Below are 25,323 nucleotides of genomic sequence, written 5' to 3'. Positions count from 1 at the left end.
GTCCCTCAGCGGCGCCGCACCGCGTAGGTGAAGGCGTCGACCAGGGCGTGCCAGGACGCCTCGACGATGTTGTCGTGCACCCCGACGGTGGTCCACTCCCCCACCCCGTCGGTGCTGTCGACGAGCACCCGGGTGGTGGCGCTGGTGCCGCCGTTCCAGCCCAGGATGCGCACCTTGTAGTCGGCCAGCGAGACGTCGGCCAGGTGCGGGTACCGGCTGACCAGGGCCTGCCGCAGCGCGTTGTCCAGCGCGTTGACCGGGCCGTTGCCCTCACCGGTGCTGATCACCCGCTCCGTCGTCCCGTCCTCCTTCGGCACGTGCACCTTGACGGTGGCCTCGCTGACGACCACCCCGTTCCCCCAGTGCTCGACGGAGGTCCGGTAGCTCTCCAGCTCGAACAGCGGCGCGGGGGCCCCGGGCAGCTCGGCGCGCAGCAGCAGCTCGAAGGAGGCGTCGGCGGCCTCGAAGGACCAGCCGTCGGCCTCCAGCACCTTGACCTGGTCGACCACCCGGCCGATGGCGTCGGCCTGCCCGGCCAGGTCCACCCCCAGCTCGCGCCCCTTGAGCTCGATCGAGGCCCGGCCGGCCATCTCGGTGACCAGGATGCGCATGTCGTTGCCGACGACGGCCGGGTCCAGGTGGTTGTACAGCTCCGGGCGCACCTTGATGGCGCTGGCGTGCAGGCCGGCCTTGTGCGCGAAGGCCGAGGCGCCGACGAACGGCTGGTGGTCGTCCGGGGCGATGTTGGCCAGCTCCGCGATGGCGTGGCTGACCCGCTTCAACTCGGGCAGGCACTCGGCCGGCACGACCGGCAGCCCCATCTTGGTGACCAGGTTGCCGATCAGCGAGAACGTGTCGGCGTTGCCGGCCCGCTCGCCGTAGCCGTTGGCGGTGCCCTGCACGTGGGTCACGCCGGCCTCGACGGCGGCCAGGCTGTTGGCGACCGCGCACCCGGTGTCGTCCTGGCAGTGGATGCCGAGCTTCCCGGTGGTCCGCGCGCGGACGTCAGCGACCACCCGGCCCACGCCCATCGGCAGCATCCCGCCGTTGGTGTCGCACAGCACGCCCACCTCGGCCCCGGCGGCGAAGGCGGCCTCCAGCACCGCGACGCCGTGCTCGGGGTCGGCGGCGTAGCCGTCGAAGAAGTGCTCGCAGTCGACGAACACCCGCCGTCCGTGCGCCACCAGGAAGGCGACGGTGTCGGCGACCATCGTCAGGTTCTCCTCCGGCGTGGTGCGCAGCGCCTCGCGCACGTGCCGCACGTCGGACTTGGCCACCAGGCACACCACCGGGGTCTGCGCGTCCAGCAGCGCGCGCACCTGGGGGTCGTCCTCGACCCGGACGCCGACCTTGCGGGTGGCGCCGAAGGCCACCAGCTGCGCGTGCCGGAGGTCCAGCTCGGTGCGGGCCCGGGCGAAGAACTCCGTGTCCTTGGGCAGTGCCCCCGGCCAGCCGCCCTCGATGAAGCCGACGCCGATCTCGTCGAGCAGCCGGGCGACGGCGAGCTTGTCCGCGACGGACCAGCTCACGCCCTCGCGCTGGGCGCCGTCGCGCAGGGTCGTGTCGAAGACGTGGAAGTCGGTCGGGTCGAGGTCGAGCTCGGTGGCGGGGTGCGTGGCCACGGTGTCTCCCGGGTCGGTTCGGTACTGGGCCCAGACACGAAAAAACCTCCCGGGGTACGGGAGGTTGCGCGCAGTCCGGGGAGGTGACTGCGCGCTAGCTGATGATGATCGTGCGGGTGGCGTCCATCACCACCAGTGAAGCACGGCGAGTCCGTTCTCGGAACGAGCCGTCCACTGTGCGGGACGGGTGCCCCTGTGGGGCGCGGCGGGCAGGCCGCGCCCCGCAGGGTCCTCAGCCGGACAGTGCGGCCAGCCGGTCGCCGATCTCGGTGGTGCGGATCGTCGCCTTCGGGTCCCGGGTGGAAAGGTCGAAGGCGACCGCCGCGTTGACCTTCTTGGCCAGCTCGGGCCGGCCCAGGTGCTCCAGCAGCAGCCCGACCGACAGCACGGTCGCCGTCGGGTCGGCGATGCCCTGCCCGGCGATGTCCGGCGCGGAGCCGTGCACCGGCTCGAACATGCTCGGGTTGGTCCCCGACACGTCGAGGTTGCCGCTGGCGGCCAGCCCGATCCCCCCGGTGACGGCGGCGGCCACGTCGGTGACGATGTCGCCGAAGAGGTTGTCGGTGACGATCACGTCGTAGCGCCCCGGGTCGGTGATGAAGAACATCGCCGCGGCGTCGACGTGCTGGTAGGCCACGCTGACCTCCGGGAACTCGGCGGAGAGCTCCTCGACGGTGCGCGACCACAGCGACCCGGCGTGGGTGAGCACGTTGGTCTTGTGGATGAGCGTGAGGTGCTTGCGCGGCCGGGCGACCGCCCGCTCGAAGGCGTACCGGACGACGCGCTCCACCCCGAAGGCGGTGTTCAGGCTGACCTCGGTGGCCACCTCGTGCGGGGTGTCCCGCCGCAGCACGCCGCCGTTGCCGACGTAGGGGCCCTCGGTGCCCTCGCGCACGCACAGCATGTCGATCTCACCGGGCTCGGCCAGCGGGCTGCGCACGCCGTCGAACAGCCGCGCCGGGCGGAGGTTGACGTGGTGGTCGAGCTCGAAGCGCAGCTTGAGCAGCAGCCCGCGCTCCAGGATGCCGCTGGGCACGCCCGGGTCACCGACGGCGCCGAGCAGGATCGCGTCGTGCTGGCGCAGCTCCTCCAGCACCGAGTCCGGCAGCAGCTCACCGGTGCGGTGCCAGCGGGCGGCCCCCAGGTCGTAGGGGGTGCTCTCGATGTCCGGGGCGACCGCGCCCAGGACCTTGAGGCCCTCGGCCACCACCTCGGGACCGATGCCGTCTCCAGGTACCACTGCCAGGCGCATGAGGCCAGAGGTTAGTGGGCGCCCGGCCCCGGCCTCACACCCGCACCCGCCACCTGCACCCGCCGGATCGACCCCGGGCACGACGAGGCCGCGCCGTCCCGGTGGGACGGCGCGGCCGGTGGTCGCGCTGGGTGCGGGTGGGTCAGCTCGGGTTGAGGTCGGCAGCCCGGACCTGCCGGGCGCCGATCCGCTGGCCGATGTCGGCCAGCAGCTCCCCGCTGACCGGGCTGTCGACGGTCACGGCCATCAGTGCCTCGCCGCCCTGGGTGGTGCGGCTGACCTGCGCCCCGGCGATGTTGACCCCGGCCTCCCCGAGGGCGGCTCCGACCGTGCCGACGACCCCGGGGCGGTCGGCGTAGACGAAGAACAGCAGGTAGCCGTCGGCGGCGAGGTCGATCTCGAAGCCACTGACCTCGGTCAGCTTGGGCACCTGGTTCTTGCCGTAGAGGGTGCCCGAGACGGTCACCTCGGCGCCGTCGGCCATCGCCCCCCGCACGGTGATCAGGTTGCGGTAGTGCGGGCTCTCCGTGCTGCTGGACAGCGTGACGTCCAGGCCCCGCTGGTCGGCCAGGAGCGGTGCGTTGACGTAGGTGACCGGCTCCTCGACGACGTCGGAGAAGACGCCGCGGAGCACCGCCAGCTGGACGACGGAGACGTCGAACTCGGCGATCTTGCCCTGCACCTCCACGTTCACCGACTGGGCGAGCCCGCCGGCGACCGCGGTGAACACCCGGCCGAGCTTCTCGGCCAGCGGCAGGCCGGGGCGGACGTCCTCGGCGACGATGCCGCCGGCCTGGACGTTCACCGCGTCGGGCACGAAGTCGCCCTGCAGCGCCAGGCGCACGCTGCGCGCCACGGCGGTGCCGGCCTTGTCCTGCGCCTCGGTGGTGGAGGCGCCCAGGTGCGGGGTCACGACCACGTTCGGCAGCCCGAACAGCGGGCTGTCGGTGCAGGGCTCCTTGGCGTAGACGTCGATGCCGGCGGCACCCACCTGGCCGGACTGCAGCGCCTCGGCGAGGGCGGCCTCGTCGACCAGCCCGCCGCGGGCGGCGTTGACGATGATCACGCCCCGCTTGGTGGCGGCGAGCTGGTCGGCACCGATGAGACCGAGGGTCTCGGGGGTCTTGGGCAGGTGGACGGTGATGAAGTCCGACTCGCGCAGCAACTCGTCCAGGGACACCAGGCGGACACCGAGCTGAGCGGCCCGGCCGGGCTGGATGTAGGGGTCGTAGGCGATCAGGGTGACACCGAAGGCGGCCAGCCGCTGGGCGACCAGCACCCCGATCCGGCCCAGCCCGACGACGCCGACGGTCTTCTCGGTGACCTCCACGCCGGTGAACTTCGACCGCGCCCACTTCCCCTCCCGCAGCGAGGCGTCGGCGGCCGGGATGTGCCGGGCCGCAGCCAGCAGCAGTGCGACGGCGTGCTCGGCAGCGCTGACGATGTTGGAGGTCGGCGCGTTGACGACCAGCACACCGCGCTCGGTGGCGGCGGGGACGTCGACGTTGTCCAGGCCGATCCCGGCCCGCGCGACGACCTTGAGCCGCGGCGCCGCCGCGAGCGCCTCGGCGTCGATCTGGGTGGCCGACCGGATCAGCACGGCAGACGCATCGGCCAGGGCGGGCAGGAGGGCGTCTCGGTCGGCGCCGTCGACGTGCCGGATCTCGACGTCGCCTCCGAGCACCTCCAACACGCTGGGCGCGAGCTCTTCGGCGATCAGGACGACGGGCGTGGTCGTGGTCACGGCTCCACAGCGTAGGGACGCCGTCGGCCCCGCGACGCGCCGGTGTCCGCTGGTCCCACTGGGTGGACACGGCGGGTGGACCCCCGTGCTTGCCCGGCCCTCCCGGCACCGCCAAGCTGGCGGCGAAGCGCCGGTGCCACCGGCCTCGTCGGAGGAGATCATGAGCAGCGACCGGGACGACGCCCAGGGCCGTCACGAGACGACCCCGTTCGGCCAGCAGCCGGAGGACGGAGCGCAGCCCCCGGCTCCCGGGTCCACCGGCTCGACCGCCTTCGGTCAGAGCTCCGAGCCCGGGGAGCAGCCGGCCCAGCTCCCCTACAGCCAGCCCTCGTACAGCCAGGAGCAGCAGGGGCAGGAGCAGTACGGCCAGCAGGCAGGGTCCGGTCAGCCCGCGTACGGCCAGGACCCGTACGGCCAACCGCAGTACGGCCAGCCCCAGTACGGGCAGCCGCAGTACGGGCAACCCCAGTACGGGCAACCCCAGTACGGGCAGAGCCAGTACGGCCAGCCCCAGTACGGGCAGCCCCAGTACGACCAACAGCAGTACGGACAGAGCCAGTACGGCCAGCCCCAGTACGGGCAGCCCCAGTACGGGCAGCCCCAGTACGGGCAGCAGGCGTACGGCCAGTACGGGCCCTACGGCCAGCAGCAGTACGGCCAGCCCGACCCGTACGGCCAGCAGGGGCAGTCCTACGGGCAGTACGGCTACGGGGAGTCCCCGGCGACCGCCCGCCCCGGCGGGGTGATCACCGCCGCCGTCCTGGGCTTCGTGCTGGCCGCGTTCGGCGTCCTGGTCGGCTTCTTCCTGATCGTCTTCGGCGCCGCGGCCCTCGCCGGCGCCGAGGGGTTCGAGGGCTTCGAGGAGGAGCTCGTCCCCGGCGTCGGCGGCGGGCTCGGCGCCGTGGGCGGGATCGCGCTGGCCTTCGGGTTGATCACGGTCCTGTGGACGGTGCTGATGATCTGGGGCTCGGTCTGGGCGCTGACCGGCCGCAGCCGGGTGCTGCTGATCATCGGGGGGTCGATCGCCATCGCGTTCACCGGCCTGACGCTCCTCGGCAGCCTCGGCGACGGCGCCCCGGGCGGCATCGTGTTCTCCCTGCTGCTGGTCGCCGCCGCCGTGTCGACGGTCCTGCTGGTCTGCCTCAAGCCGGCCAGCCGCTACTTCGCCGCCCGCCGGGCCCAGCGGGCAGCCACCCGCTGACCTCCCCCGCAACGCGACACGACCCCCGCAGCAGGCGCTGCGGGGGTCGTGTCGTCTCGCCTCAGCGGGCGGCGGTGCCGGTGTAGTCGTCGCTGGCGCTGACCCAGCTCATCAGGCCACGGAGCTTGCGGCCGGTCTCCTCGATCGGGTGCGCCTCGGCCGCGGCCCGCTTGGCCTTGAAGTCCGGCGCCCCGGCGTCCTGGTCGGCGATGAAGGCAGCGGCCCACGAGCCGTCCTTGATCGCGGCGAGGACCTCCTGCATCGACTCCTTGACGCGGGCGTCGACCACCTTCGGGCCGGAGGTGTAGTCGCCGTACTCGGCGGTGTCGCTGACCGACCAGCGCTGCTTGGCGATGCCGCCCTCGTACATCAGGTCGACGATCAGCTTCAGCTCGTGCAGGCACTCGAAGTAGGCGATCTCGGGCTGGTAGCCGGCCTCGGTGAGGGTCTCGAAGCCGGCGGCCACCAGCGCGGACATGCCGCCGCAGAGCACGGCCTGCTCGCCGAACAGGTCGGTCTCGGTCTCCTCGGCGAACGTCGTCTTGATGACGCCGGCGCGGGTGCCGCCGATGCCCTTGGCGTAGGAGAGCGCGAGGGCCTGCGCGCTGCCGCTGGCGTCCTGCTCGACGGCGATGAGGCAGGGCACGCCCTTGCCGTCGCTGAACTCGCGGCGGACCAGGTGCCCGGGGCCCTTGGGAGCGACCATGGCGACGTCGACGCCGGCCGGGGGCTTGATGTAGCCGAAGCGGATGTTGAAGCCGTGGCCGAAGAACAGCGCGTCGCCGTCCTGCAGGTTGGGCTCGACCGACTCGGCGTACAGCGTCCGCTGCACGTGGTCCGGGGCGAGGATCATGATCAGGTCGGCCTCGGCGGACGCCTCGGCGGGGGTGACCACGCGCAGGCCCTCGGCCTCGGCCTTGGCCCGGCTCTTGGAGCCCTCGGGCAGGCCGACCCGGACGTCGACGCCGGAGTCACGCAGCGACAGCGCGTGGGCGTGGCCCTGGCTGCCGTAGCCCAGGACGGCGACGGTGCGCCCCTGGATGATCGAGAGGTCGGCGTCGTCGTCGTAGAAGATCTCGGCGGCCATCTGGTGGTGCTCTCCTTTGTTCAGCGGAGGGCCAAAATCGCGACTTTGGCCCCTGATCTGGGGGTGCTCGTTCAGGCGGAGCGCTCGACCGGGCGCAAGGTACCGGCGCCGCTCATCGACCGCGGTCCGCGGCCCAGTGCGACGGTGCCGGACTGGGCCATCTCCTTGATGCCCAGCGGCGCGAGGACGGCCAGCAGCGCCTGCAGCTTGTCCGGCGTGCCGGTGGCCTCGAGGGTGACGGTGTCGGTGTTGACGTCGATCACCCGGGCCCGGAAGAGCTCCGCGGTCTGCAGCACCTGGGCGCGGTCGGCCAGCGGTGCACGCACCTTGACCAGCAGCAGCTCGCGCTGCACCGCGGCGGTGTCCAGCTCGACGATCTTGATCACCTCGATCAGCTTGTTCAGCTGCTTGGTGATCTGCTCCAGCGGCTGCGCCTCGGCGTCGGCCACGATCGTCATCCGGGACAGGTCCGGGTTCTCCGTCGGCCCCACGGCGAGGGACTCGATGTTGAAGCCGCGCCGGCTGAACAGTGCCGAGACCCGGGCCAGGACGCCGGACTTGTTCTCCACCAGGACCGAGAGCGTGTGACGCGTCATCCCTACACCTGTCCCTCTCCGAAGACCGGGCGCACGTCGCGCGCGGCCAGGATCTCGTCGTTGCTGGCCCCGGCCGCGACCATCGGCCACACCTGGGCGTCGGAGCCGACGATGAAGTCGATGACGACCGGGGCGTCGTTGATCGCCATGGCCTTCTCGATGACCGCGTCGACGTCGTCCTTGGACTCGCAACGCAGCCCCACGCAACCCAGCGCCTCGGCGAGGGTGACGAAGTCGGGGATGCGGACCTGCCGGGGCGCCCCCTCCTTGCCGCCGTGGGTGTTCAGGTGGGTGTTGGAGTAGCGGCCCTCGTAGAACAGGGTCTGCCACTGCCGGACCATGCCGAGGTTGCCGTTGTTGATGACGGCGACCTTGATCGGGATGCCCTCGATCGCGCAGGTGGCCAGCTCCTGGTTGGTCATCTGGAAGCAGCCGTCGCCGTCGATCGCCCACACCGTGGTGCCGGGCATGCCGTACTTGGCGCCCATGGCGGCCGGGACGGCGTAGCCCATCGTGCCGAGCCCGCCGCTGTTGAGCCAGGTGCCCGGCTTCTCGTAGGAGATGAACTGGGCGGCCCACATCTGGTGCTGCCCGACCCCGGAGGCGTAGATCGCGTCCGGGCCGGCGATCGCGCCCAGCCGCTCGATCACGTACTGCGGGGACAGCATCCCGTCCTCGGGCCAGTCGTAGCCCAGCGGGTAACGGGTGCGCCAGTCCTCCAGCTGCTCCCACCAGGCGTCCAGGTCCGGGGTCCGGCCGGCCTCGTGCTCGGCGCGCAGCGCGGTCAGCAGCTCGACGATCGTCGCCTTGGCGTCCCCCACGATCGGCACGTCGGCCTTGCGGTTCTTGCCGATCTCGGCCGGGTCGATGTCGGCGTGGACGACGGCGGCGTTCGGGGCGAAGCTCGACAGCTCGCCGGTCACCCGGTCGTCGAAGCGCGCGCCCAGGGCGACCAGCAGGTCGGCCTTCTGCAGCGCGGTGACCGCGGTGACGTTGCCGTGCATGCCCGGCATGCCCAGGTTCTGCCGGTGGCTGTCCGGGAAGGCGCCCCGGGCCATGAGGGTGGTGACCACCGGGGCGCCGGTCAGCTCGGCCAGCTCGGCCAGCTCCTCGGCGGCACCGGCCTTGAGGACGCCGCCGCCGACGTAGAGGACCGGCTGGCGGGCGGCGGCGATGAGCGCCGCGGCCTCGCGCACCTGCTTGCCGTGCGGGCGGGTGGTCGGCTTGTAGCCGGGCAGGTCGATCCGCGGCGGCCAGCTGAAGTCGGTGGTGGCCTGCAGGACGTCCTTGGGGATGTCGACCAGCACCGGCCCGGGGCGCCCGGTGCTCGCCAGGTGGAAGGCCTCGGCGATCTTCTGCGGGATCTCCGCCGCGTCGGTGACCAGGAAGTTGTGCTTGGTCACCGGCATGGTGATGCCGCGGATGTCGGCCTCCTGGAAGGCGTCGGTGCCGATGGCGGCGGTCGGCACCTGCCCGGTGATCGCGACCATGGGCACCGAGTCCATGTAGGCGTCGGCCAGCGGGGTGACCAGGTTCGTGGCGCCGGGTCCGGAGGTGGCCATGCAGACCCCCACCCGGCCGGTGGCCTGGGCGTACCCGGTCGCGGCGTGCCCGGCGCCCTGCTCGTGCCGGACCAGCACGTGCCGCAGCGCGGAGTCGAACAGCGGGTCGTAGGCCGGCAGGATCGCCCCGCCCGGGATGCCGAAGACCACCTCGACACCGACCGCCTCCAGCGACCGGACGAGGCTCTGCGCACCGGTGATCCCGGAGACCGGCTCGGCGGCTGCCTCGGCCATCGAGCGGGCGGTCGTCTCCACCCCGAGGGTGGCCTGGGCGGCGGCCTCGCTGGGGGCGACGGCCGTGGCCGGCGCGGGACCGGCGCCAGGGGCCGGGCCGGCCGAGGGGCCGGCTGCGGACGAGGGGTGGGCCGCGGCGGTGCGGCCGGTGTTGGTGGTGCTCATCTCGACGATCTCCCTGGGCGCGGGGTGGGGTGCTGCGGCGGACGCCTGTCGGTGGGCGGGGAGTCGGCCAGGCGGTGCCCGGCCAACAAAAAACCCCTCGTGCCGGCTGGCACGGAGGGGTGGCGCGTCGGTCGGGAGGGACCGGCGCGCTAGTGGATCGCTACGAGCAGACGAGTGCGTGGCACGAGGACACTGTGCGCCCCGCAGCACGACCCGTCAACCGCGTCGTCCCACGTCGTGGGAATCGGCTACACGGTTCCTGGGACGGCGACCGCCGAGGACGCCTGCCCGGACACGACGTCGAGCAGGTCCGGGTCGAACGCGTCGATGACCGCCGGCAGCTCCGCGGGGCTGGTCGGGCGGCCCAGCAGGAAGCCCTGCAGGTACCGGCAGCCCAGGTCGCGCAGCGCCGCCAGCTGCCCGGAGGTCTCCACGCCCTCGGCGACGACGTCGATGGACAGCCGCGCCCCGAGCTCGATCACGCTGTGCACGAGCGCCGCGCTGCGTGTGTCGTCGGCGATGCCGGCGAGGAACTCGCGGTCCATCTTCAGCACGTCGACCGGCAGCCGGGCCAGGTAGGCGAAGGTCGAGTACCCCCGGCCGAAGTCGTCGAGGGAGATGACGCAGCCCATGTCGTGCAACGTCTGCAGGTCACCGTCGGCCCGGTCCGGCTGACCGATGAACAACGACTCGGTCACCTCCAGCATGAGGCGCTGCGCCGGCAGCCCGGCGCGGGCCAGGGCGGCGGCGACGTCGGGCACGAGGCTGCCCGACTGCAGGTGCCGCACGCTGATGTTCACGCCCACACGCAGGTCACGCCCCTGGCGGACCAGCCCGGCGAGCTCGGCGGTGGCCTGTTCCAGCACCCACCGCTGCAGCGGGACGATCAGCCCGTCGTCCTCGGCCAGCGGCACGAACTCCTCCGGCGACACCTCGCCGAGCACCGGGTGGTCCCAGCGCACCAGCGCCTCGACGCCGAGCACCCGGCGTTCGGCGACGCCGACGACGGGCTGGTAGACCAGCCGCAGCTCCCCCCGGGACAGCGCGTCGGGCAGGTCCCGGGCCAGCCGGGTGCGCCGGACGGTGGCGCTGTCGGCGGTCTCGCCGTGGCGGCGGACGCACCCCTTGCCGGCCGCCTTCGCCGCGCGCAGCGCCAGGTCGGCGTTCCGGATCGCCACCGGGACCTCGTCGGCCGGGTTGAGCTCGGTCACCCCGATGCTGCAGGAGACGTCGAACACCAGGTCCGGGTCGGCGCCCGGGGTGGGCACCGAACGGTGGACGCCGGCCAGCTCGACGATGATCCGCTCGGCCAGCGCCGTGGCCTCGTCCAGGTCGGCCCGGACGACGACGGCGAACTCGTCGCCACCGAGCCGGCCGACCAGGTCACGGTCCCGGACCGAGGCGCGGAGCCGGTCGGCGACCTCGGTCAGCAGCAGGTCGCCGGCCTCGTGACCGGCGATGTCGTTGACCGCCTTGAAGCCGTCGAGGTCCAGCAGCAGCACGCAGGAGACCTCGCCCTCTGTGGCCCGGCTCCGGGCGCCGGCCAGGGCGGCCATCAGCCGGGCCCGGTTGGGCAGCCCGGTGAGGTAGTCGGTGTAGGCCATCCGTTCCAGCTCGCGCTCGCTGTGCCGGCGCGCGTCGACGTCGCGCAGGTGCAGCACCAGGCCCGCGGCGTCGTGGGCCCCCGGCGCCGCGCTCGGCAGCGCGTCGAGCGTCCTCGAGGGCACCACCCGCACGGTCTCGTACGGCCGCCAGCTGCCGTCCTTGCCCCGCAGCCGGAACACCCGCCCGCGGCCCTGCCCCAGGTCGCCCCCAGCGGCGAGGGCCGCCACCAGCTCCGCCCGGTCGTCGGCGTGGACGAACTCCACCAGCTGCCGGCCCTCGAGGTCCCGCGCCGTCCAGCCGTGCGGGTGGTGACCTGCGGTGGAGTCCCAGGTGATCCGACCGCGGTGGTCCAGCACGATGGCGATGTCGGCCGCGTTGTGGACCAGCGTCCGGAAGTAGGCCTCGGTGCGCAGCACCTGCCTGGTCAGCCGCGCGCCGTCCGCCGCCCACACCAGGGTGCGGGCGAAGGTGAGCAGCAGCAGCAGGGCTGCGGCGGCCGCCTCCACCGGCAGGATCGACCGCCCGGCGATCCGGCCGACCAGCAGGAGGAGGACCACGCCGAAGGCGGCGCAGTAACCGATCACGACGCCCAGCAGGGGCACCTCGGGGGGCTCGTCCGGGTCGGCGGACCGCCCCGGGTCGGCGGCGATGGCGAGGGTGCCGAAGGCCAGCATGGCCAGCCAGGCGGTGCCGCTGACCACGTCGCCGAGGACGGAGGGGACGGCCACGGCGATGGCGCCGCTGACGGCCACCACGGCCACCGAGGCGAAGCAGGCCAGCAACCACCCGGCGGCGGCCCGGCGAGCCTGGCCCACCCCCGCGAAGGTGACCAGCCCGACGGTGCACAGCACCACGCCGGCGGCGGGGTAGCCCCGCGCCATGAGGTCGTCGACGGAGTCGGCTGTGCGACCCAGCGCCGTGCCGATCACCACCTCGGCCAGCGCGGACAGGGCGACCAGGGCGACGGCGGCGTCCAGCGCCACCCGCGCACCGACCCCGACGGCGGCCGACCGGATCATCCGGGCGCAGCCGATCAGGGCGAAGGGGACCGCGGCCACCAACGGGACGTCCTGCGGCCCGGCGGTCACCGGGTTCACCCCGGCGCCGCGGACGGCGGCGATCGCCTCGCCCAGGGCCAGCAGGCCGGCGAGGACGGCGAACGCCCGCCAGGGCCCTGCCGACTCCCGGTCCAGCCGCTTCGCATGCCGCACCACGAGCACGCCGATGGCCAGCGACGCTGCGCTGAGCACCGCCGGCGCCGAGTGCGCCGAGGCCGCGGGCCACAGCGTCTCCACCACGGCGAGGCCGGCGGCGACCGCGACCAGCAGGGACAGCACCACGGCCCGGGGCCAGTGCGCCACCGCGGGCACGAGAGGCAGCGCCGGGACGGCGGACGACGGGGCGGCGGACGACGGGGCGGGCAGCGTGGTCACGATGCACCCACCCGGCCGGCCACCCCGGGCCACAGCCGCCCGGTGCCGGACTCCAGCAGCTGCACCAGCCCGGCCAGCCCGATCGGACGGGCGAGCAGGAAGCCCTGGGCGTACCCGCAGCCGAGGGTGCGCAGCGCCGTCAGCTGACTCGTCGTCTCCACGCCCTCCGCCACGACGTCGATGCCCAGGGTCGCGGCCAGCGAGACCACGGCCTGGCAGACGGCCCGGCTGTACGGGTCCCGGTCGACCCGGGACAGCAGGCTCCGGTCCAGCTTGATGATGTCGATCGGCAGTCCGCCGAGGGCGGGCAACGAGGAGCGCCCGCTGCCGAAGTCGTCCAGGGCCAGGCGCACGCCCATCAGCCGCAGCGCCGCCACGTCGTCGGCGAGCGCGCCGACCTCGAGGCTGGACTCGGCGATCTCCACGACCAGGCGCTCCGGCGGCAGGCCGCTGTCCCGCAGGGCAGCCGTCACGTCACCGACCAGCGTGCCGGCCGCGAGGTGGGCGGCCGAGACGTTGACCGCCAGCTTGAGGGCTACGCCGTCCCGGGGCAGGGTCACCGCGGCGGCGGTCGCCTCGCGCAGCACCCAGCGCTCCAGGTCGACCACCAGGCCGGCCCGCTCGGCGACCGGCAGGAACTCCTCCGGCGGCACCTCCCCGTACCCCGGGTGCTGCCAGCGCAGCAGCGCCTCGACGCCGGTGACCCGCTGGTCCCCCAGGTCGACGATCGGCTGCCAGGCGAGGGCGAGCTCGCCGCGCTCCCGGGCGCCGACCAGGTCCTCGCGCAGCTGCTCCCGTCGGTCGCGGGCTGCGGACAGCTCGGACCGGTACCGGCGCACCGAGCCGCTGCCGGCCGCCCGGGCGGCCACGACGGCGAGCTCGGCCCGGTCGACCGCCTGGCCCTCGGACAACCCCGGGTCCAGCGGGACGAGCCCGACCGCGCCGGACAGGTCCACGATCCCGGCGTCGGTCACGATCGGTGCCTCGATCGCCGCCAGGCAGCGGGCGGCGAGCCGATCGAGCTCGTCCCCGGTCCCGTGCGCCAGCACGCTGAACAACTCGGTGCCGATCCGGGCCACCTGGTCCTCGCCGCGCACCGTCGCGCGCAGCCGGCGGGCGACCTCGGTCAGCGTCGTCTCGGCGACCTCGCTGCCGGCGTTCTCCAGGGCCTCGCGCAGGCCGTGCAGCTCGACCAGCAGCAGCGCCGCGTCGGTCGGTCCGTCGTCCTCGCCGGCCAGCAGCTCGGCCAGGGCCAGCCGCTGGGCTGCCCGGTTCGGCAGCCCGGTGAGCGGGTCGACGAAGGCCAGCGAGCGCAGCTCGAGCTCCCGGTCGAGCCGGGCGGTCACGTCGCGGCAGTGCAGCACGAGCGCTGCCACGTCGGCGTCCCCGCGCAGGTCGGTGACCCCGGCCTCGAAGACCCGCCAGGTACCGGTGCGGTCGGCCAGCCGGAAGCTGCGCAGGCCGACGACGTCCCCGTCCGGCCCCTCGCCGGTGAGCCACGCGGCCACCTCGACCGCGTCCTCCGGGTGCACGACCTCCGGCAGGAACCGGCCCCGCAGGCCCGGCCCCCCGGCCGGCTCCACCGCGGGAGCCACCCAGCTGATCCGCAGGTCGCCGTCGAGGATGAGCACCGCGTCGCTGCTGGAGCGGACCAGGGAGCGGAAGTAGGCCTCGCTGCGCCGGAGCCGGGCGGCGACCCGGTGCTCGTCCCGGGCGGCGGCGGCGCGGTGGACGGCGGTGAGGGACAGGCAGCTGAGCAGGGCGACCGTGGCGGCCGGGGACGGGGCGGCGCCGAGCAGCGGCGCACCCAGGTAGGCCACCCCGGCGGCCACGGTCACCAGGTGCGGGAGCAGCTGGCCGACCACGTTGAGCCGGGCGCTGGCCCGGGTCGGGGGTGCCTCGTCGTGGGCGCCCGGGTCGCGCAGCGCCGCGAGGCAGAGCAGCAGCAGGCTGACGAGCTCACCGGCGGGTGCGGCGCCGCCCAAGGCGGCGAGCTGCAGGTCCTCCCCGGCGATCGCCAGGCCGTGCGTGGTGGCCCAGGTCGCGGCGGCGAGCAGCAACAGCGCCCCGGCGCCCCGCCGGGGTCCCGGGGACGCAGCGATCAGCAGCAGGACGGCGGACAGCACCGAGGCGGTCACCAGGCAGGCGACCTCCAGGACGACCCGGTCCGCACCCTCCAGCGGCTGGGTCCGCAGCGCCGGTCCGACCACGAGCACCTGGGCCAGCACGAGGGAGGCGCAGAAGAAGAGGGCGGTCTCGGTGGCCAGCCGAGCACCGCCGCGGCGCAGCCGCCCCGGGGACAGCAGGGTGAGCACCGCGACCAGCGCGAGCAGCCCGGCCGGCAGCTGGACCAGCTGACCGGTGGCGTCGAACAGGCCCTCGGGCGGCGGGTCGGTCAGCAGCCCGGCGAGCAGGCTGGTGCCCAGCCCGAGGAGCACGGCGAGGGAGAGCAGGCGCCAGCCGCGCATGCCGCCGGAGCCCCGGCCCCCGATGCGCCACAGCAGCCCGGCGGCGACCAGCGCGGCAGCGAACAGCACGAGGTCGGCAGCCAGCGGGGCGGCACCGCCCGCGGCCCCGGTGAGCACCGGGACGGCGAGCAGCCACCCACGGGTCCGCCACCGGCGCGTCTGCTGCACCTCAGGACTGTCGACGCAGGAGTGCGCCGGGAACAGGGCGGACGGCCCGGCCTCACCCGTTCGGGCGGGGCCGGGCCGGTGCGGACGTCAGCCGCAGACCGCGCCCTGGGCCGCGGAGCCGACCAGCTTGGCGTACTTGGCGAGCACCCCGCGGGTGTAGCGCGGCGCGGGCGGCGCCCAGCCCTCGCGGCGGCGGGCCAGCTCCGCGTCGTCCACCAGCAGCTCCAGCGTGCGGGCGGCCAGGTCCAGCCGGATCCGGTCACCCTCGCGGACGAAGGCGATCGGGCCGCCGTCGGCCGCCTCCGGCGCGATGTGCCCCACGCACAGGCCGGTGGTGCCGCCGGAGAACCGGCCGTCGGTGAGCAGCAGCACGTCCTTGCCCAGCCCGGCGCCCTTGATCGCACCGGTGACGGCGAGCATCTCCCGCATGCCGGGGCCACCGCGCGGGCCCTCGTAGCGGATCACCACGACGTCGTCCTTGCCCAGGGTGCCCTCGGTGACGGCGTCCATCGCACCCTGCTCGCCGTCGAAGACCCGGGCGGTCCCCTCGAAGACGTCGGCGTCGAAGCCGGCGGACTTCACCACCGCGCCCTCCGGTGCCAGCGACCCGCGCAGCACGGTGAGGCCGCCGGTCTTGTGGATCGGGTCGGACATCGCGCGGATGATCGCGCCGTCGGGGTCCGGCGGGCTGAGCTCGGCCAGGTTCTCGGCCAGCGTCCGGCCGGTCACGGTCAGCACGTCGCCGTGCAGCAGGCCGGCGTCCAACAGGGCGCGCATGACCACCGGGACGCCGCCGATCCGGTCGACGTCGGTCATCACGAACCGGCCGAACGGCTTCACGTCGGCCAGGTGCGGCGTGCGGTCACCGATCCGGTTGAAGTCGTCGAGGGTGAGGTCGACGTCGGCCTCGTGGGCGATCGCCATCAGGTGCAGGACGGCGTTGGTCGAGCCACCCAGCGCCATGGCCACGGTGATGGCGTTCTCGAACGCCTCCTTGGTCATGATCTGCCGGGCGGTGATGCCCTTGCGGAGCAGGTTCACCACGGCCTCGCCGGAGGCGATCGCGATGGCGTCCCGGCGGGCGTCGGGAGCGGGCGGCGCCGCACTGCCGGGCAGGGCCATGCCCAGCGCCTCGGCCACGCTGGCCATCGTGTTCGCGGTGTACATGCCGCCGCAGGAGCCCATCCCCGGGCAGGCGGCCTTCTCGATGGCGGTCAGCTCGTCGCGGGTGATCTTCCCGGCGGCGCAGGCGCCGACACCCTCGAAGACGTCGATCAGGGTGAGGTCCTTGTCCCCGAGCTTCCCCGGCAGAGTGGAGCCGGAGTAGACGAACACGCTGGCCAGGTCGAGCCGGGCGGCGGCCATCAGCATGCCGGGCAGCGACTTGTCGCAGCCCGCCAGCAGCACCGACCCGTCGAGCCGCTCGGCGAACATGACGGTCTCGACCGAGTCGGCGATGACCTCGCGGGAGACCAGCGAGGCCCGCATCCCCTCGTGGCCCATCGAGATGCCGTCGGAGACGGAGATCGTGCCGAACTCCAACGGGTAGCCGCCGGCGGCGAACACGCCCTCCTTGGCCCGCTTGGCCAGCCGGTCCAGCGACAGGTTGCAGGGGGTGATCTCGTTCCAGGACGAGGCGACGCCGATCTGCGGCTTGGCGAAGTCGTCGTCGCCCATGCCCACCGCGCGGAGCATGGCCCGGGCCGGGGCCTTGGCGTCCCCGTCGGTGACCTCGCGGCTGCGCGGCTTGACGTCGACGCTGCGGTCGTTGTTGGTGGGGCGGTCCTCGACGGTCGTCACGACCGGCGATGGTAGGCCGGTGGCCTGGGTGGTCGTCATGGCGTGCTCCTGATCAGGGACGGGGGCCGGGGGCACCGGCCGGGAGGGTGGGCTCGGACTCGGGCGCGGCGCTCCGGCGCGCCCAGTGGCCGGCCAGCAGCGAGCCCGAGACGTTGTGCCAGACCGAGAAGAGCGCCGCGGGCAGCGCCGCCGCGGCGGAGAAGTGCGCGGTGGCCAGCGCCGCGGCCAGGCCGGAGTTCTGCATGCCGACCTCGATGCTGACCGCCCGCCGGCCCTGCTCGTCGAAGCCGCAGGCCCGGGCCACCGCGTAGCCCAGCCCCAGGCCCAGCAGGTTGTGCGCGATGACCGCCACCACCACGAGGAGCCCCACCGACAGCAGGGTGTCCGCGCTCGCCGCGACGACGATCGCCACCACGGCGGCGATCCCGGCGACCGAGACCAGCGGGAGGAGGTCCAGCAGCCGCTCGATCAGCCGCGGGACGAGCCGGCGGAGCAGCAGCCCGAGCAGGACCGGCACCAGCACGATCTGCAGGATCGAGGTGAACAGCCCGGCGCCGTCGACCGGGAGGTACTGGCCGGCCAGCCACAGCACCAGCAGCGGGGTGAGCACCGGGGCCAGCAGGGTGGAGACCGACGTCATCGCCACCGACAACGCCGTGTCGCCGCGGGCCAGGTAGACGATCACGTTGGACGCGGTGCCGCCCGGCGCCGAGCCGACGAGCACCATGCCGGCCGACAGCGCCGGCGACAGGTCGAGCACCTGGGCGATCCCGAACGCCAGCCCGGGCATGACGACGAACTGGGTGGCCACCCCGGCCAGCAGCGCCCAGGGGCGGCGCGCCACGATCGCGAAGTCGACCGGCCGCAGGGTCATGCCCATCCCGAGCATGATCACCGCGAGCAGCCACGGGACCGCCGCCGTGCCCCCGGCGAACGCCCCGGGGACCGCCAGCGCCAGCGCGCCCGCGAGCACGACGATGACGGCGAACCAGCGCCCGACGAACGCGCTGACGACCCTGACCTGGTCCACTCCTGATCCCCCTTCGCGAGCAGCGGTGCGCCGGCCCAGCCTGCGGGCCGGTGGACGGGGGCACAAGAGAGCGTTGATGCTGGTACTGACACCACCACCCACCCGGACCGAGGAGGTCGGCGCATGACCGGTTCCCCGCGCACCGAGCTGGCGGCGTTCCTGCGGTCCCGGCGGCGGCAGGTGGCGCCGGCCTCGGTCGGGCTGCCCGGGCACGGCGCCCGGCGCGCCCCCGGGCTGCGCCGGGAGGAGGTCGCCCTGCTGTCCGGGGTCAGCCACACCTGGTACACGTGGCTCGAGCAGGGCCGTGACATCTCGCCGTCCCGGCAGGTGGTGGACGCCGTCGCCCGCACGCTGCAGCTCTCGCCGGCCGAGCACCAGTACGTGCTGCGGCTGACCGGGCACGCTGCGACGTCGCCGGCCGAACCCGGTCCGGCGGAGCTGCCGGCGCACGCCGTGCGGCTGCTGGACGCGCTGGGCCCCTCCCCCGCCTTCGTCCTCACCCACAGCTGGTCGATCCTCGGGTGGAACACCGCCTACGAGCGGCTGTACCCCGGGGTGGCCACGGCGCCGGAGGACGCGCGGAACCTGCTGTGGGTGGTCTTCACCGACCCCGCCGTGCGGAACCTGCTCGGCGACTGGGCCACCGACAGCCGGCGCTTCCTCACCCAGTTCCGCGCCGAGGTCGGCAGCCGGGTGCACGACCCGGCCGTCGTCGACCTGGTCACCCGGCTGCAGGAGGCCAGCGCGCACTTCCGGGCCGGCTGGGCGAGCCACGACGTCGAGTCGTTCAGCTCCAGCGAGCGCCGCTTCGAGCACCCCCGGGTGGGCAGCCTGCTGCTGGAGCACCACCAGCTCACCCTGGCCGACTCCCCCGACCTGCACCTGGTCGTCTACACGGCGGCCGCGGGCACCGACAGCGCCGCCCGGCTGGCCCGGCTGAGCCGCGGCTGAGGCGTCCCCGGCCGGCCGGGGTGCCGGATCTGGGAACATCGCCACGTGGCTGTCGCCCGGATGCGGATGAGCCGGATCTCGCTCGTCCCCGTCCTCTTCCTGACCATCTGCGTGCTGCCGGTGACCGTCGCCGGCCCGTGGGCGTTCCTGCTCCTGCTGGTGCCGTTGGCGTTGGCGGTCTGGGTCCTCCGGGTCGGCGTCGACGTCGGGGACGACGGGATCACCGTGCGGTCGCCGGTCGCCCGCCGCACGGTCGCCTGGGACGACCTGGCCGGCGTCCGGGTCGGCGAGCGCGCCGACCTGTGGCTGGTCACGACCGCCGGGACCCAGGTGCAGCTGCCCGTGCTCCGGGCCCGCGACCTGCCCCGGCTCGCCGCCCTCTCCGGCGGCCGCATCCCCGCCCCCTGACGGCCCCGTCCAGAGGCTCGCCCCGAGCCTGCGAGGGGTGAGGAGGACGGGGTCCTCTCAGTAGTCGGCGACGACGTTGCGCAGCGGCTCGCCGGCCAGCACGCGGGTCAGCTGCTCGGTGACGGCGGCGGTGGCGCGGGCGTTGGTGTCGGGCACCGCACCGGCCACGTGCGGGGTGAGCAGCAGGTTGGGCGCCGACCACAGCGGGTGCCCGGCGGGCAGCGGCTCGGGGTCGGTCACGTCCAGCGCGGCGCGCAGCCGGCCCGAGGTCAGCTCGGCCAGCAGCGCGTCGGTGTCCACGACCACCCCGCGGGCGGCGTTGACCAGGAGGGCGTCGTCCTTCATGGCGGCGAGGAAGGCGGCGTCGACGAGGCCGGTGGTCTGCGGGGTCACCGGCACGATGAGCACCACGACGTCGGCATCGGGCAGCAGCTGGGGCAGCTCCTCGAAGCCGCGCACGCCGTCGCGGGCGGTCCGGCCGACATAGGTGAGGTCGACGTCGAAGCCGGCCATCATCCGGCCGATCGTGCGGCCGATGTCGCCGGCGCCCACCATCAGCACCTTGGCGCCGATCAGCGAGTGCTCGGTGCGGAAGTCCCAGTGGCCGGCGTCCTGCGCGCGGGTGAAGTGCGGGATGCCCCGCTGCGCGGCCAGCGTCGCGGCGACCGTCCACTCCGCGGTCGAGGGGGTGTGCGCACCACGGGCGTTGCAGAGCGTGACCCGCTCGGGCAGCCGGCCGACGAACTTCTCCGCACCGGCGCTCATCAGCTGGACCAGCCGCAGCCGCGGCAGGGCGTCCAGCACCTCGGCGGGGATCTCCCCGCCACCGCGCGGCACGAGCACCTGCGCCTGCGTCGCCTCCCCGGTGGGCAGCCCCTCGTCGGGGAGCCGGTGGGCACGGATGCGGGGCGAGACGGCCGCGACCGCCTCGGCGAGGGCCCGGGACGGGACGAGCACGTGCAGCGCCTCCTCCGGGCCCAGGGGCAGCGTGGGGGCGGTGTCGGGACCGGTGACGTCGGGCACGGGTCCCGACCCTAGGGGGGTCGGTCGGCGGCGGCGCGACGGGCAGCCGCCGTACTGTTGCCGGGGTGGGACGGCGGACGGCGGCACCCGGTGCCCGGCGACGGACGGCGCTGTTCCTGGGCGGGCTGCTGCTGGCCGGCTGCGGCGGCGGCTACGAGCCGGCCGGCCCCTTCCGCGACGTCCCGCAGGGGCAGCTACCGCAGGTCGCCCCGCCGCCGACGAGCCCCGCGATCCCGGCCCCCGGCCAGCCGTCCACCCCGGGCGCCGACGACGACCAGGCCGGTGACCCGAACGTGGTCGCCACCGACCTGGCCGTGCCCACCGGCCTGGTGCTGCTGCCCGACGGGACGGCGGTGGTCGGTGAGCGGGACACCGGGCGGCTGCTGCAGGTCTTCCCCGACGGCGCCGAGCCCCGGGAGCTGATGACCGTGCCCGGCGTCGACACCGGCGGGGACGGCGGGCTGCTCGGGCTGGCCCTGTCGCCGACGTTCCTCGAGGACGGGCTGTTCTATGCCTACGTCTCCACTGCGACCGACAACCGGGTGGTGCGCTTCCCGATCGGCGGCACCCCCAACCCGGTGCTGACCGGCATCCCACGCGGCGAGGTGCACAACGGCGGCGGGCTGCTGTTCGGACCGGACGGCGTGCTGTACGTGGGCACCGGCGACGTCGGGGACCCGGCGCTGGCAGCCGACCCGGCATCGCCGGCCGGCAAGGTGCTGGCCATCGACGTGTTCGGTCAGCCGGCCGGCGCCGGCCCGCTCGTCACCCGCGGGCACCGGGACGTCACCGCGCTGTGCCAGGGCGGGGACCAACAGCTCTACGCCACCGACGACGCGCTGCAGGGGCCCGACGAGTTCAACGCCCTCGTCGGCGGCGGCGACTTCGGCCCCGGCGGCATCCCACCGGTGCTCGAGGTGCCCGGGGAGGAGGGCGGGCTGGGCGGCTGCGCGGTCACCGGCCCCTACGTCTTCCTGGGTGCGCTCGACGGGCAGCAGGTGCACGTCGCCGAGCTCGACGGCGGGCGGGTCCCGGTCGAGGAGCCGACCGCGTTCCTGGACGAGGACTACGGGCGGCTGCGCTCGGTGGCCGTGGACGCCGAGGGCGCGCTGTGGATCACCACCTCCAACCGCGACGGGGTGGGCACCCCGACCGAGGACGACGACAAGGTGCTGCGGGTGCTCCCACCGACGTCCTCGGCGGGCTCCCCGCTCTGAGCTGCCCCGCCCCGCCGCCGCGGGGCTAGGAGCCCAGCACCCGCTCCTCCAGCATCCGCTTCACGGTGGGGGCATCGGCCTTGCCGCGGGTGGTCTTCATGACCGCCCCGACGAGCGCACCCAGCGCCTGCACCTTGCCGGCCTTGACCTTGGCGATGACGTCGGGGGCACCGGCGATCGCGGCCTCGACGGCGGCGACGAGCTCGTCGGACTCCCCCATCACGGCCAGCCCCTGCGCCTCGACGACCTGCGCCGGGTCGCCCTGGCCGGCCAGCACGCCGTCGAGCACCTGGCGGGCCAGCCCGTCGTTGATGGTGCCCTCGTTGACCAGCCGGACCAGCTCGGCCACCTGGGCCGGGGTGACCGCCAGCTCACCGAGCTCGGTGCCGGCCTCGTTGGCCCGGCGGGCCAGGTCGCCCAGCCACCACTTGCGGGCGTCACCGGGGCTGGCGCCGGCGGCGACGGTCTGCTCGACCAGGCCCAGGGCACCGGCGTTGGCCAGCCAGGTCATCTCCGTGCCGGAGATGCCCCACTCCTGCTGGAGCCGGGTGCGCCGGGCGGCCGGCAGCTCGGGGAGCTCGGCGCGCAGCTTCTCGATCCAGTCGGCGTCCGGCGCCAGCGGCACCAGGTCGGGCTCGGGGAAGTACCGGTAGTCGGTCGCCTCCTCCTTGCTGCGCCCGGAGGAGGTGGTGCCGGTGTCCTCGTGGAAGTGCCGGGTCTCCTGCACGATCCGGCCACCGGAGTCCAGGACGGCGGCCTGCCGACGCATCTCGAAGCGGACGGCGCGCTCGACCGACCGCAGCGAGTTCACGTTCTTGGTCTCGGTGCGGGTGCCCCACTCCAGGTCGCCGACCGGGTTGAGCGAGATGTTCACGTCGCAGCGCAGGCTGCCCTGCTCCATCCGGACGTCGGAGACGCCGAGGGCCTGGACGATCTCGCGCAGCTCGGTGACGTAGGCGCGGGCGACCTCGGGGGCCAGCCGGCCGGCGCCGGGCACCGGGCGGGTGACGATCTCCACCAGCGGGATGCCGGCCCGGTTGAAGTCGATCAGCGAGTGGTCGGCGCCGTGGATGCGCCCGGTGGCCCCACCGACGTGCAGGTTCTTGCCGGTGTCCTCCTCCAGGTGCACCCGCTCGATCTCCACGCGGTGCGTCGTCCCGTCGACCTCGACGTCCAGGTGGCCGGCGACGCACAGCGGCTCGTCGTACTGGCTGGTCTGGAAGCCCTTGGGGATGTCGGGGTAGAAGTAGTTCTTCCGGGCGAACCGCGACCAGTTCGCGATCCGGCAGCCCAGTGCCAGGCCGATCTTGATCGTCGCCTCGATGGCGGCGGCGTTGGCCACCGGCAGCGAGCCGGGCATGCCCAGGCACACCGGGCAGGTGTGGGTGTTGGGCTCGGCACCGAAGGTGGTGGCGCAGCCGCAGAACATCTTGGAGGCGGTGCCCAGCTCGACGTGGGTCTCCAGCCCGATGACCGGCTCGTAGCGGGTCAGGACCTCGTCGAACTCGACCAGCCGGTCGGCGGTGCTGGTCATGGCTTCTCCTCCGGGTGGTCGATCGGGCCGGACGTCGTGGTGCGGCCGGCGGTGGCGCTGCGGGTGGTGAACCAGGCGCCGATGGCGGTCAGCACGCCGAGGACGATGAAGACGGCGAAGATCGCCTGGCCGGTCACGGCCCACAGCACCGCGCCGGCGACGATCACGAAGACCGTCAGCCCCCAGGCTGCCTTCATGGGCCCGTTCACGCGGCACCCGCCGGGGTGCCCAGCTCGTCGAGCAGCCGGTGGCCACGGGCGGCGTCCTGCGCGGCCTCCAGCGCGGCGGCGACCCGGTAGCAGCGCTCGTCGGCCAGCGCCGGCGCCATGACCTGCAGGCCCACGGGCAGCCCGTCGGACAGGCCGCTCGGCACCGAGATCGCCGGGAGCCCGGCCAGGCTGGCCGGCAGCGTGCACAGGTCCGCGGCGTACATCGCGATCGGGTCGTCGACCCGGGTGCCGATCGGGAAGGCGACCGTCGGGGTGGTCGGGCTGACCAGCACGTCGACGTCGGCGAAGGCGGCACCGAAGTCGCGGGTGATGAGCGTCCGCACCTTCTGCGCCTGGCCGTAGTAGGCGTCGTAGTAGCCGCTGGAGAGCGCGTACGTGCCCAGGATGATCCGCCGCTTGACCTCCGGGCCGAAGCCCTGCTCCCGGGTGATGGCCATGACCTCGTCGAGGTCGCGGCTGCCGTCGTCACCGGCCCGCAGGCCGAACCGGACGCCCTCGTAGCGGGCCAGGTTGCTGGAGGCCTCGCTCGGCGCGATCAGGTAGTAGGCCGGCAGCGCCAGGTCGAAGGACGGGCAGGAGACCTCGGTGACCTCGGCGCCCAGGCTGGCCAGGACCTCGATCGCCTCGCGGGTGCGGACCAGGACGCCGGGCTCGTAGCCGTCGGTGTGGCCCTCGCCGCCGAGCTCGCGCACGACCCCGACCCGCACGCCGCGCAGGTCGCCGGCCGCACCCTCCCGGGCGGCGTCGGCCAGCCGGGCCAGCGGGGTGTCGATGCTGGTGGAGTCGCGCGGGTCGTGGCCGCCGATGACCTCGTGCATCACCGCGGCGTCCAGCACCGTGCGGGCCATCGGCCCGGCCTGGTCCAGGCTGGAGGAGAAGGCGATCAGGCCGTAGCGGGAGACCGAGCCGTAGGTCGGCTTGTGCCCGACGAGCCCGGTGACGGCGGCCGGCTGCCGGATGGAGCCGCCGGTGTCGGTGCCGATCGACCAGGGTGCGAGGTGCCCGGCGACCGCGGCGCTGGATCCACCGGAGGAGCCGCCGGGGATGCGGTCGGTGTCCCAGGGGTTGCGGGTCACCTGGTAGGCGGAGTTCTCGGTGGAGGAGCCCATCGCGAACTCGTCCATGTTGGTCTTGCCCAGCAGCACGGTGCCGGCCTCGGCGAGCCGGGTGGCGACCGTGGCGCTGTAGGGCGGGCGCCAGCCCTCGAGGATCTTCGAGCCGCTCGTGGTCGGCACACCCTCGGTGACCACCAGGTCCTTGAGGGCCACCGGGACGCCGGCCAGCGGACCGAGCTCGGCGCCGGTGGCGCGCGCCTGGTCGACCGCGGCGGCCGCGGCGAGCGCGGCGTCGTCCTCGACGTGCAGGTAGGCGCCGAGCCGGCCGTCGTCGGCGGCGATCCGGTCCAGGTGCGCGCGGGTCACCTCGACGGCGCTCACCTCCCCGGAGCTCAGCAGCCGGGAGAGCCCGGCGACGTCGACGCGGGTCAGGTCACTGCTGGTGCCGGTCACTCGGCGTCCCCCAGGATGCGCGGCACGCGGATGCGGCCGTCCTCGGCGGCGGGCGCACCGGCCAGCACGACGTCGCGGGACAGGCTCGGGGTCACCTCGTCGGGGCGGAGCACGTTGGTCAGCGGGACGGCGTGGGTCATCGGCGGCACGTCGGCCACCGCGGCCTCACCCACCCGGGCGACGGCGGCGAGCACCTGGTCGAGCTGCCCGGCGAACCGGTCCAGCTCCTCGTCGGTGACGGCCAGGCGCGACAGACGCGCCAGGTGTGCGACGTCCTCACGGGAGATGCTGCTCATGCTGCGCTGGGACCCCACTTCGGCGGCCGGACGGGCCCGGCCTCGACTCGCTCCACGACCCAGCCACTGTACGTGGGACGCCGTGGCCGCCCGACCGCGAGCCGGGGTTGGTCCGAGAGCCCTCCATGGTGGAGGCTGCCCCCTGTCCGCGATCGACGGCGATCGACCAGCTGCAGCACGCCGTCCGGG

Annotated in this window: 19 protein-coding genes; 4 read left to right on the top strand and 15 right to left on the bottom strand. The window is 74.3% G+C overall.

The window, feature by feature from the left end; all coding sequences use genetic code 11:
* Positions 1–5 precede the first annotated feature (5 nt).
* The 3 genes from cimA to serA all read right to left on the bottom strand — a co-directional run bounded on the left by cimA (position 6) and on the right by serA (position 4,618).
* On the bottom strand, positions 6–1,622 hold the full coding sequence (gene cimA / locus O2W16_RS11015; protein WP_269158870.1) for a citramalate synthase: 1,617 nt from the start codon (positions 1,620–1,622) through the stop codon (positions 6–8).
* A gap of 232 nt (positions 1,623–1,854) precedes the next feature.
* Complete coding sequence (locus O2W16_RS11010; protein WP_269158869.1) at positions 1,855–2,874, bottom strand: 3-isopropylmalate dehydrogenase; 1,020 nt, start codon at positions 2,872–2,874, stop codon at positions 1,855–1,857.
* Between the two features lie 142 nt (positions 2,875–3,016).
* Positions 3,017–4,618: a phosphoglycerate dehydrogenase gene (serA, locus tag O2W16_RS11005; RefSeq protein WP_269158868.1), complete on the bottom strand. Its 1,602-nt coding sequence runs from the start codon at positions 4,616–4,618 to the stop codon at positions 3,017–3,019.
* 160 nt (positions 4,619–4,778) lie between these two features.
* On the opposite strand from serA, the gene O2W16_RS11000 reads away from it, so the two are divergent.
* A complete protein-coding gene (locus tag O2W16_RS11000) occupies positions 4,779–5,819 on the top strand; it encodes a hypothetical protein (RefSeq protein ID WP_269158867.1) in 1,041 nt (346 codons plus the stop codon).
* Between the two features lie 61 nt (positions 5,820–5,880).
* Here the strand turns inward: O2W16_RS11000 and ilvC are convergent, their stop codons facing one another.
* The 7 genes from ilvC to O2W16_RS10965 all read right to left on the bottom strand — a co-directional run bounded on the left by ilvC (position 5,881) and on the right by O2W16_RS10965 (position 17,967).
* Positions 5,881–6,906, bottom strand: a complete 1,026-nt coding sequence (ilvC, locus tag O2W16_RS10995) for a ketol-acid reductoisomerase (RefSeq protein ID WP_269158866.1) — start codon at positions 6,904–6,906, stop codon at positions 5,881–5,883.
* A 71-nt stretch (positions 6,907–6,977) separates the two neighbouring features.
* Positions 6,978–7,502, bottom strand: a complete 525-nt coding sequence (ilvN, locus tag O2W16_RS10990; protein ID WP_036340025.1) for an acetolactate synthase small subunit — start codon at positions 7,500–7,502, stop codon at positions 6,978–6,980.
* 2 nt (positions 7,503–7,504) lie between these two features.
* Entirely contained in the window at positions 7,505–9,463 is a 1,959-nt protein-coding gene (locus tag O2W16_RS10985) for an acetolactate synthase large subunit (RefSeq protein WP_269158865.1), read from the bottom strand.
* 248 nt (positions 9,464–9,711) lie between these two features.
* On the bottom strand, positions 9,712–12,501 hold the full coding sequence (locus tag O2W16_RS10980; RefSeq protein WP_269158864.1) for a putative bifunctional diguanylate cyclase/phosphodiesterase: 2,790 nt from the start codon (positions 12,499–12,501) through the stop codon (positions 9,712–9,714).
* On the bottom strand, positions 12,498–15,137 hold the full coding sequence (locus O2W16_RS10975) for a putative bifunctional diguanylate cyclase/phosphodiesterase (RefSeq protein ID WP_269158863.1): 2,640 nt from the start codon (positions 15,135–15,137) through the stop codon (positions 12,498–12,500). Before O2W16_RS10975 ends, O2W16_RS10980 begins: the two co-directional genes overlap by 4 nt.
* Positions 15,138–15,224: 87 nt before the next feature.
* Positions 15,225–16,976: a dihydroxy-acid dehydratase gene (gene ilvD / locus O2W16_RS10970; protein ID WP_269158862.1), complete on the bottom strand. Its 1,752-nt coding sequence runs from the start codon at positions 16,974–16,976 to the stop codon at positions 15,225–15,227.
* 13 nt (positions 16,977–16,989) lie between these two features.
* Positions 16,990–17,967 carry a bile acid:sodium symporter family protein gene (locus O2W16_RS10965; RefSeq protein WP_269158861.1) on the bottom strand — a complete coding sequence of 326 codons (978 nt, stop codon included), beginning with the start codon at positions 17,965–17,967 and terminating at the stop codon, positions 16,990–16,992.
* 123 nt (positions 17,968–18,090) lie between these two features.
* Here O2W16_RS10965 and O2W16_RS10960 point away from each other — a divergent pair, with 123 nt between their 5' ends.
* Together O2W16_RS10960 and O2W16_RS10955 are read left to right on the top strand one after the other, a co-directional pair.
* Complete coding sequence (locus O2W16_RS10960) at positions 18,091–18,918, top strand: helix-turn-helix transcriptional regulator (RefSeq protein WP_269158860.1); 828 nt, start codon at positions 18,091–18,093, stop codon at positions 18,916–18,918.
* A 45-nt stretch (positions 18,919–18,963) separates the two neighbouring features.
* Positions 18,964–19,326, top strand: a complete 363-nt coding sequence (locus O2W16_RS10955; RefSeq protein WP_269158859.1) for a PH domain-containing protein — start codon at positions 18,964–18,966, stop codon at positions 19,324–19,326.
* 57 nt (positions 19,327–19,383) lie between these two features.
* Here O2W16_RS10955 and O2W16_RS10950 read toward each other — a convergent pair whose 3' ends face one another.
* Positions 19,384–20,349: a 2-hydroxyacid dehydrogenase gene (locus O2W16_RS10950; protein WP_269158858.1), complete on the bottom strand. Its 966-nt coding sequence runs from the start codon at positions 20,347–20,349 to the stop codon at positions 19,384–19,386.
* Between the two features lie 65 nt (positions 20,350–20,414).
* Here O2W16_RS10950 and O2W16_RS10945 point away from each other — a divergent pair, with 65 nt between their 5' ends.
* The gene (locus O2W16_RS10945; RefSeq protein WP_269158857.1) at positions 20,415–21,566 is read left to right on the top strand and encodes a PQQ-dependent sugar dehydrogenase; all 1,152 of its coding nucleotides are present in this window, start codon (positions 20,415–20,417) and stop codon (positions 21,564–21,566) included.
* 25 nt (positions 21,567–21,591) lie between these two features.
* Here O2W16_RS10945 and gatB read toward each other — a convergent pair whose 3' ends face one another.
* Genes gatB through gatC form a run of 4 tightly spaced genes read right to left on the bottom strand, consistent with a single transcriptional unit; the run spans position 21,592 to position 25,134 of the window.
* The gene (gatB, locus tag O2W16_RS10940; RefSeq protein WP_269158856.1) at positions 21,592–23,100 is read right to left on the bottom strand and encodes an Asp-tRNA(Asn)/Glu-tRNA(Gln) amidotransferase subunit GatB; all 1,509 of its coding nucleotides are present in this window, start codon (positions 23,098–23,100) and stop codon (positions 21,592–21,594) included.
* On the bottom strand, positions 23,097–23,309 hold the full coding sequence (locus tag O2W16_RS10935; RefSeq protein ID WP_269158855.1) for a hypothetical protein: 213 nt from the start codon (positions 23,307–23,309) through the stop codon (positions 23,097–23,099). Before O2W16_RS10935 ends, gatB begins: the two co-directional genes overlap by 4 nt.
* Positions 23,306–24,838 carry an Asp-tRNA(Asn)/Glu-tRNA(Gln) amidotransferase subunit GatA gene (gene gatA, locus O2W16_RS10930; RefSeq protein WP_269158854.1) on the bottom strand — a complete coding sequence of 511 codons (1,533 nt, stop codon included), beginning with the start codon at positions 24,836–24,838 and terminating at the stop codon, positions 23,306–23,308. Before gatA ends, O2W16_RS10935 begins: the two co-directional genes overlap by 4 nt.
* Entirely contained in the window at positions 24,835–25,134 is a 300-nt protein-coding gene (gatC, locus tag O2W16_RS10925; RefSeq protein WP_269158853.1) for an Asp-tRNA(Asn)/Glu-tRNA(Gln) amidotransferase subunit GatC, read from the bottom strand. Before gatC ends, gatA begins: the two co-directional genes overlap by 4 nt.
* Positions 25,135–25,323: the final 189 nt, after the last annotated feature.

The sequence above is a fragment of the Modestobacter sp. VKM Ac-2984 genome, from assembly GCF_026967985.1.
GTDB lineage: Bacteria > Actinomycetota > Actinomycetes > Mycobacteriales > Geodermatophilaceae > Modestobacter.
This window is presented reverse-complemented; position numbering and strand designations above follow the sequence as displayed.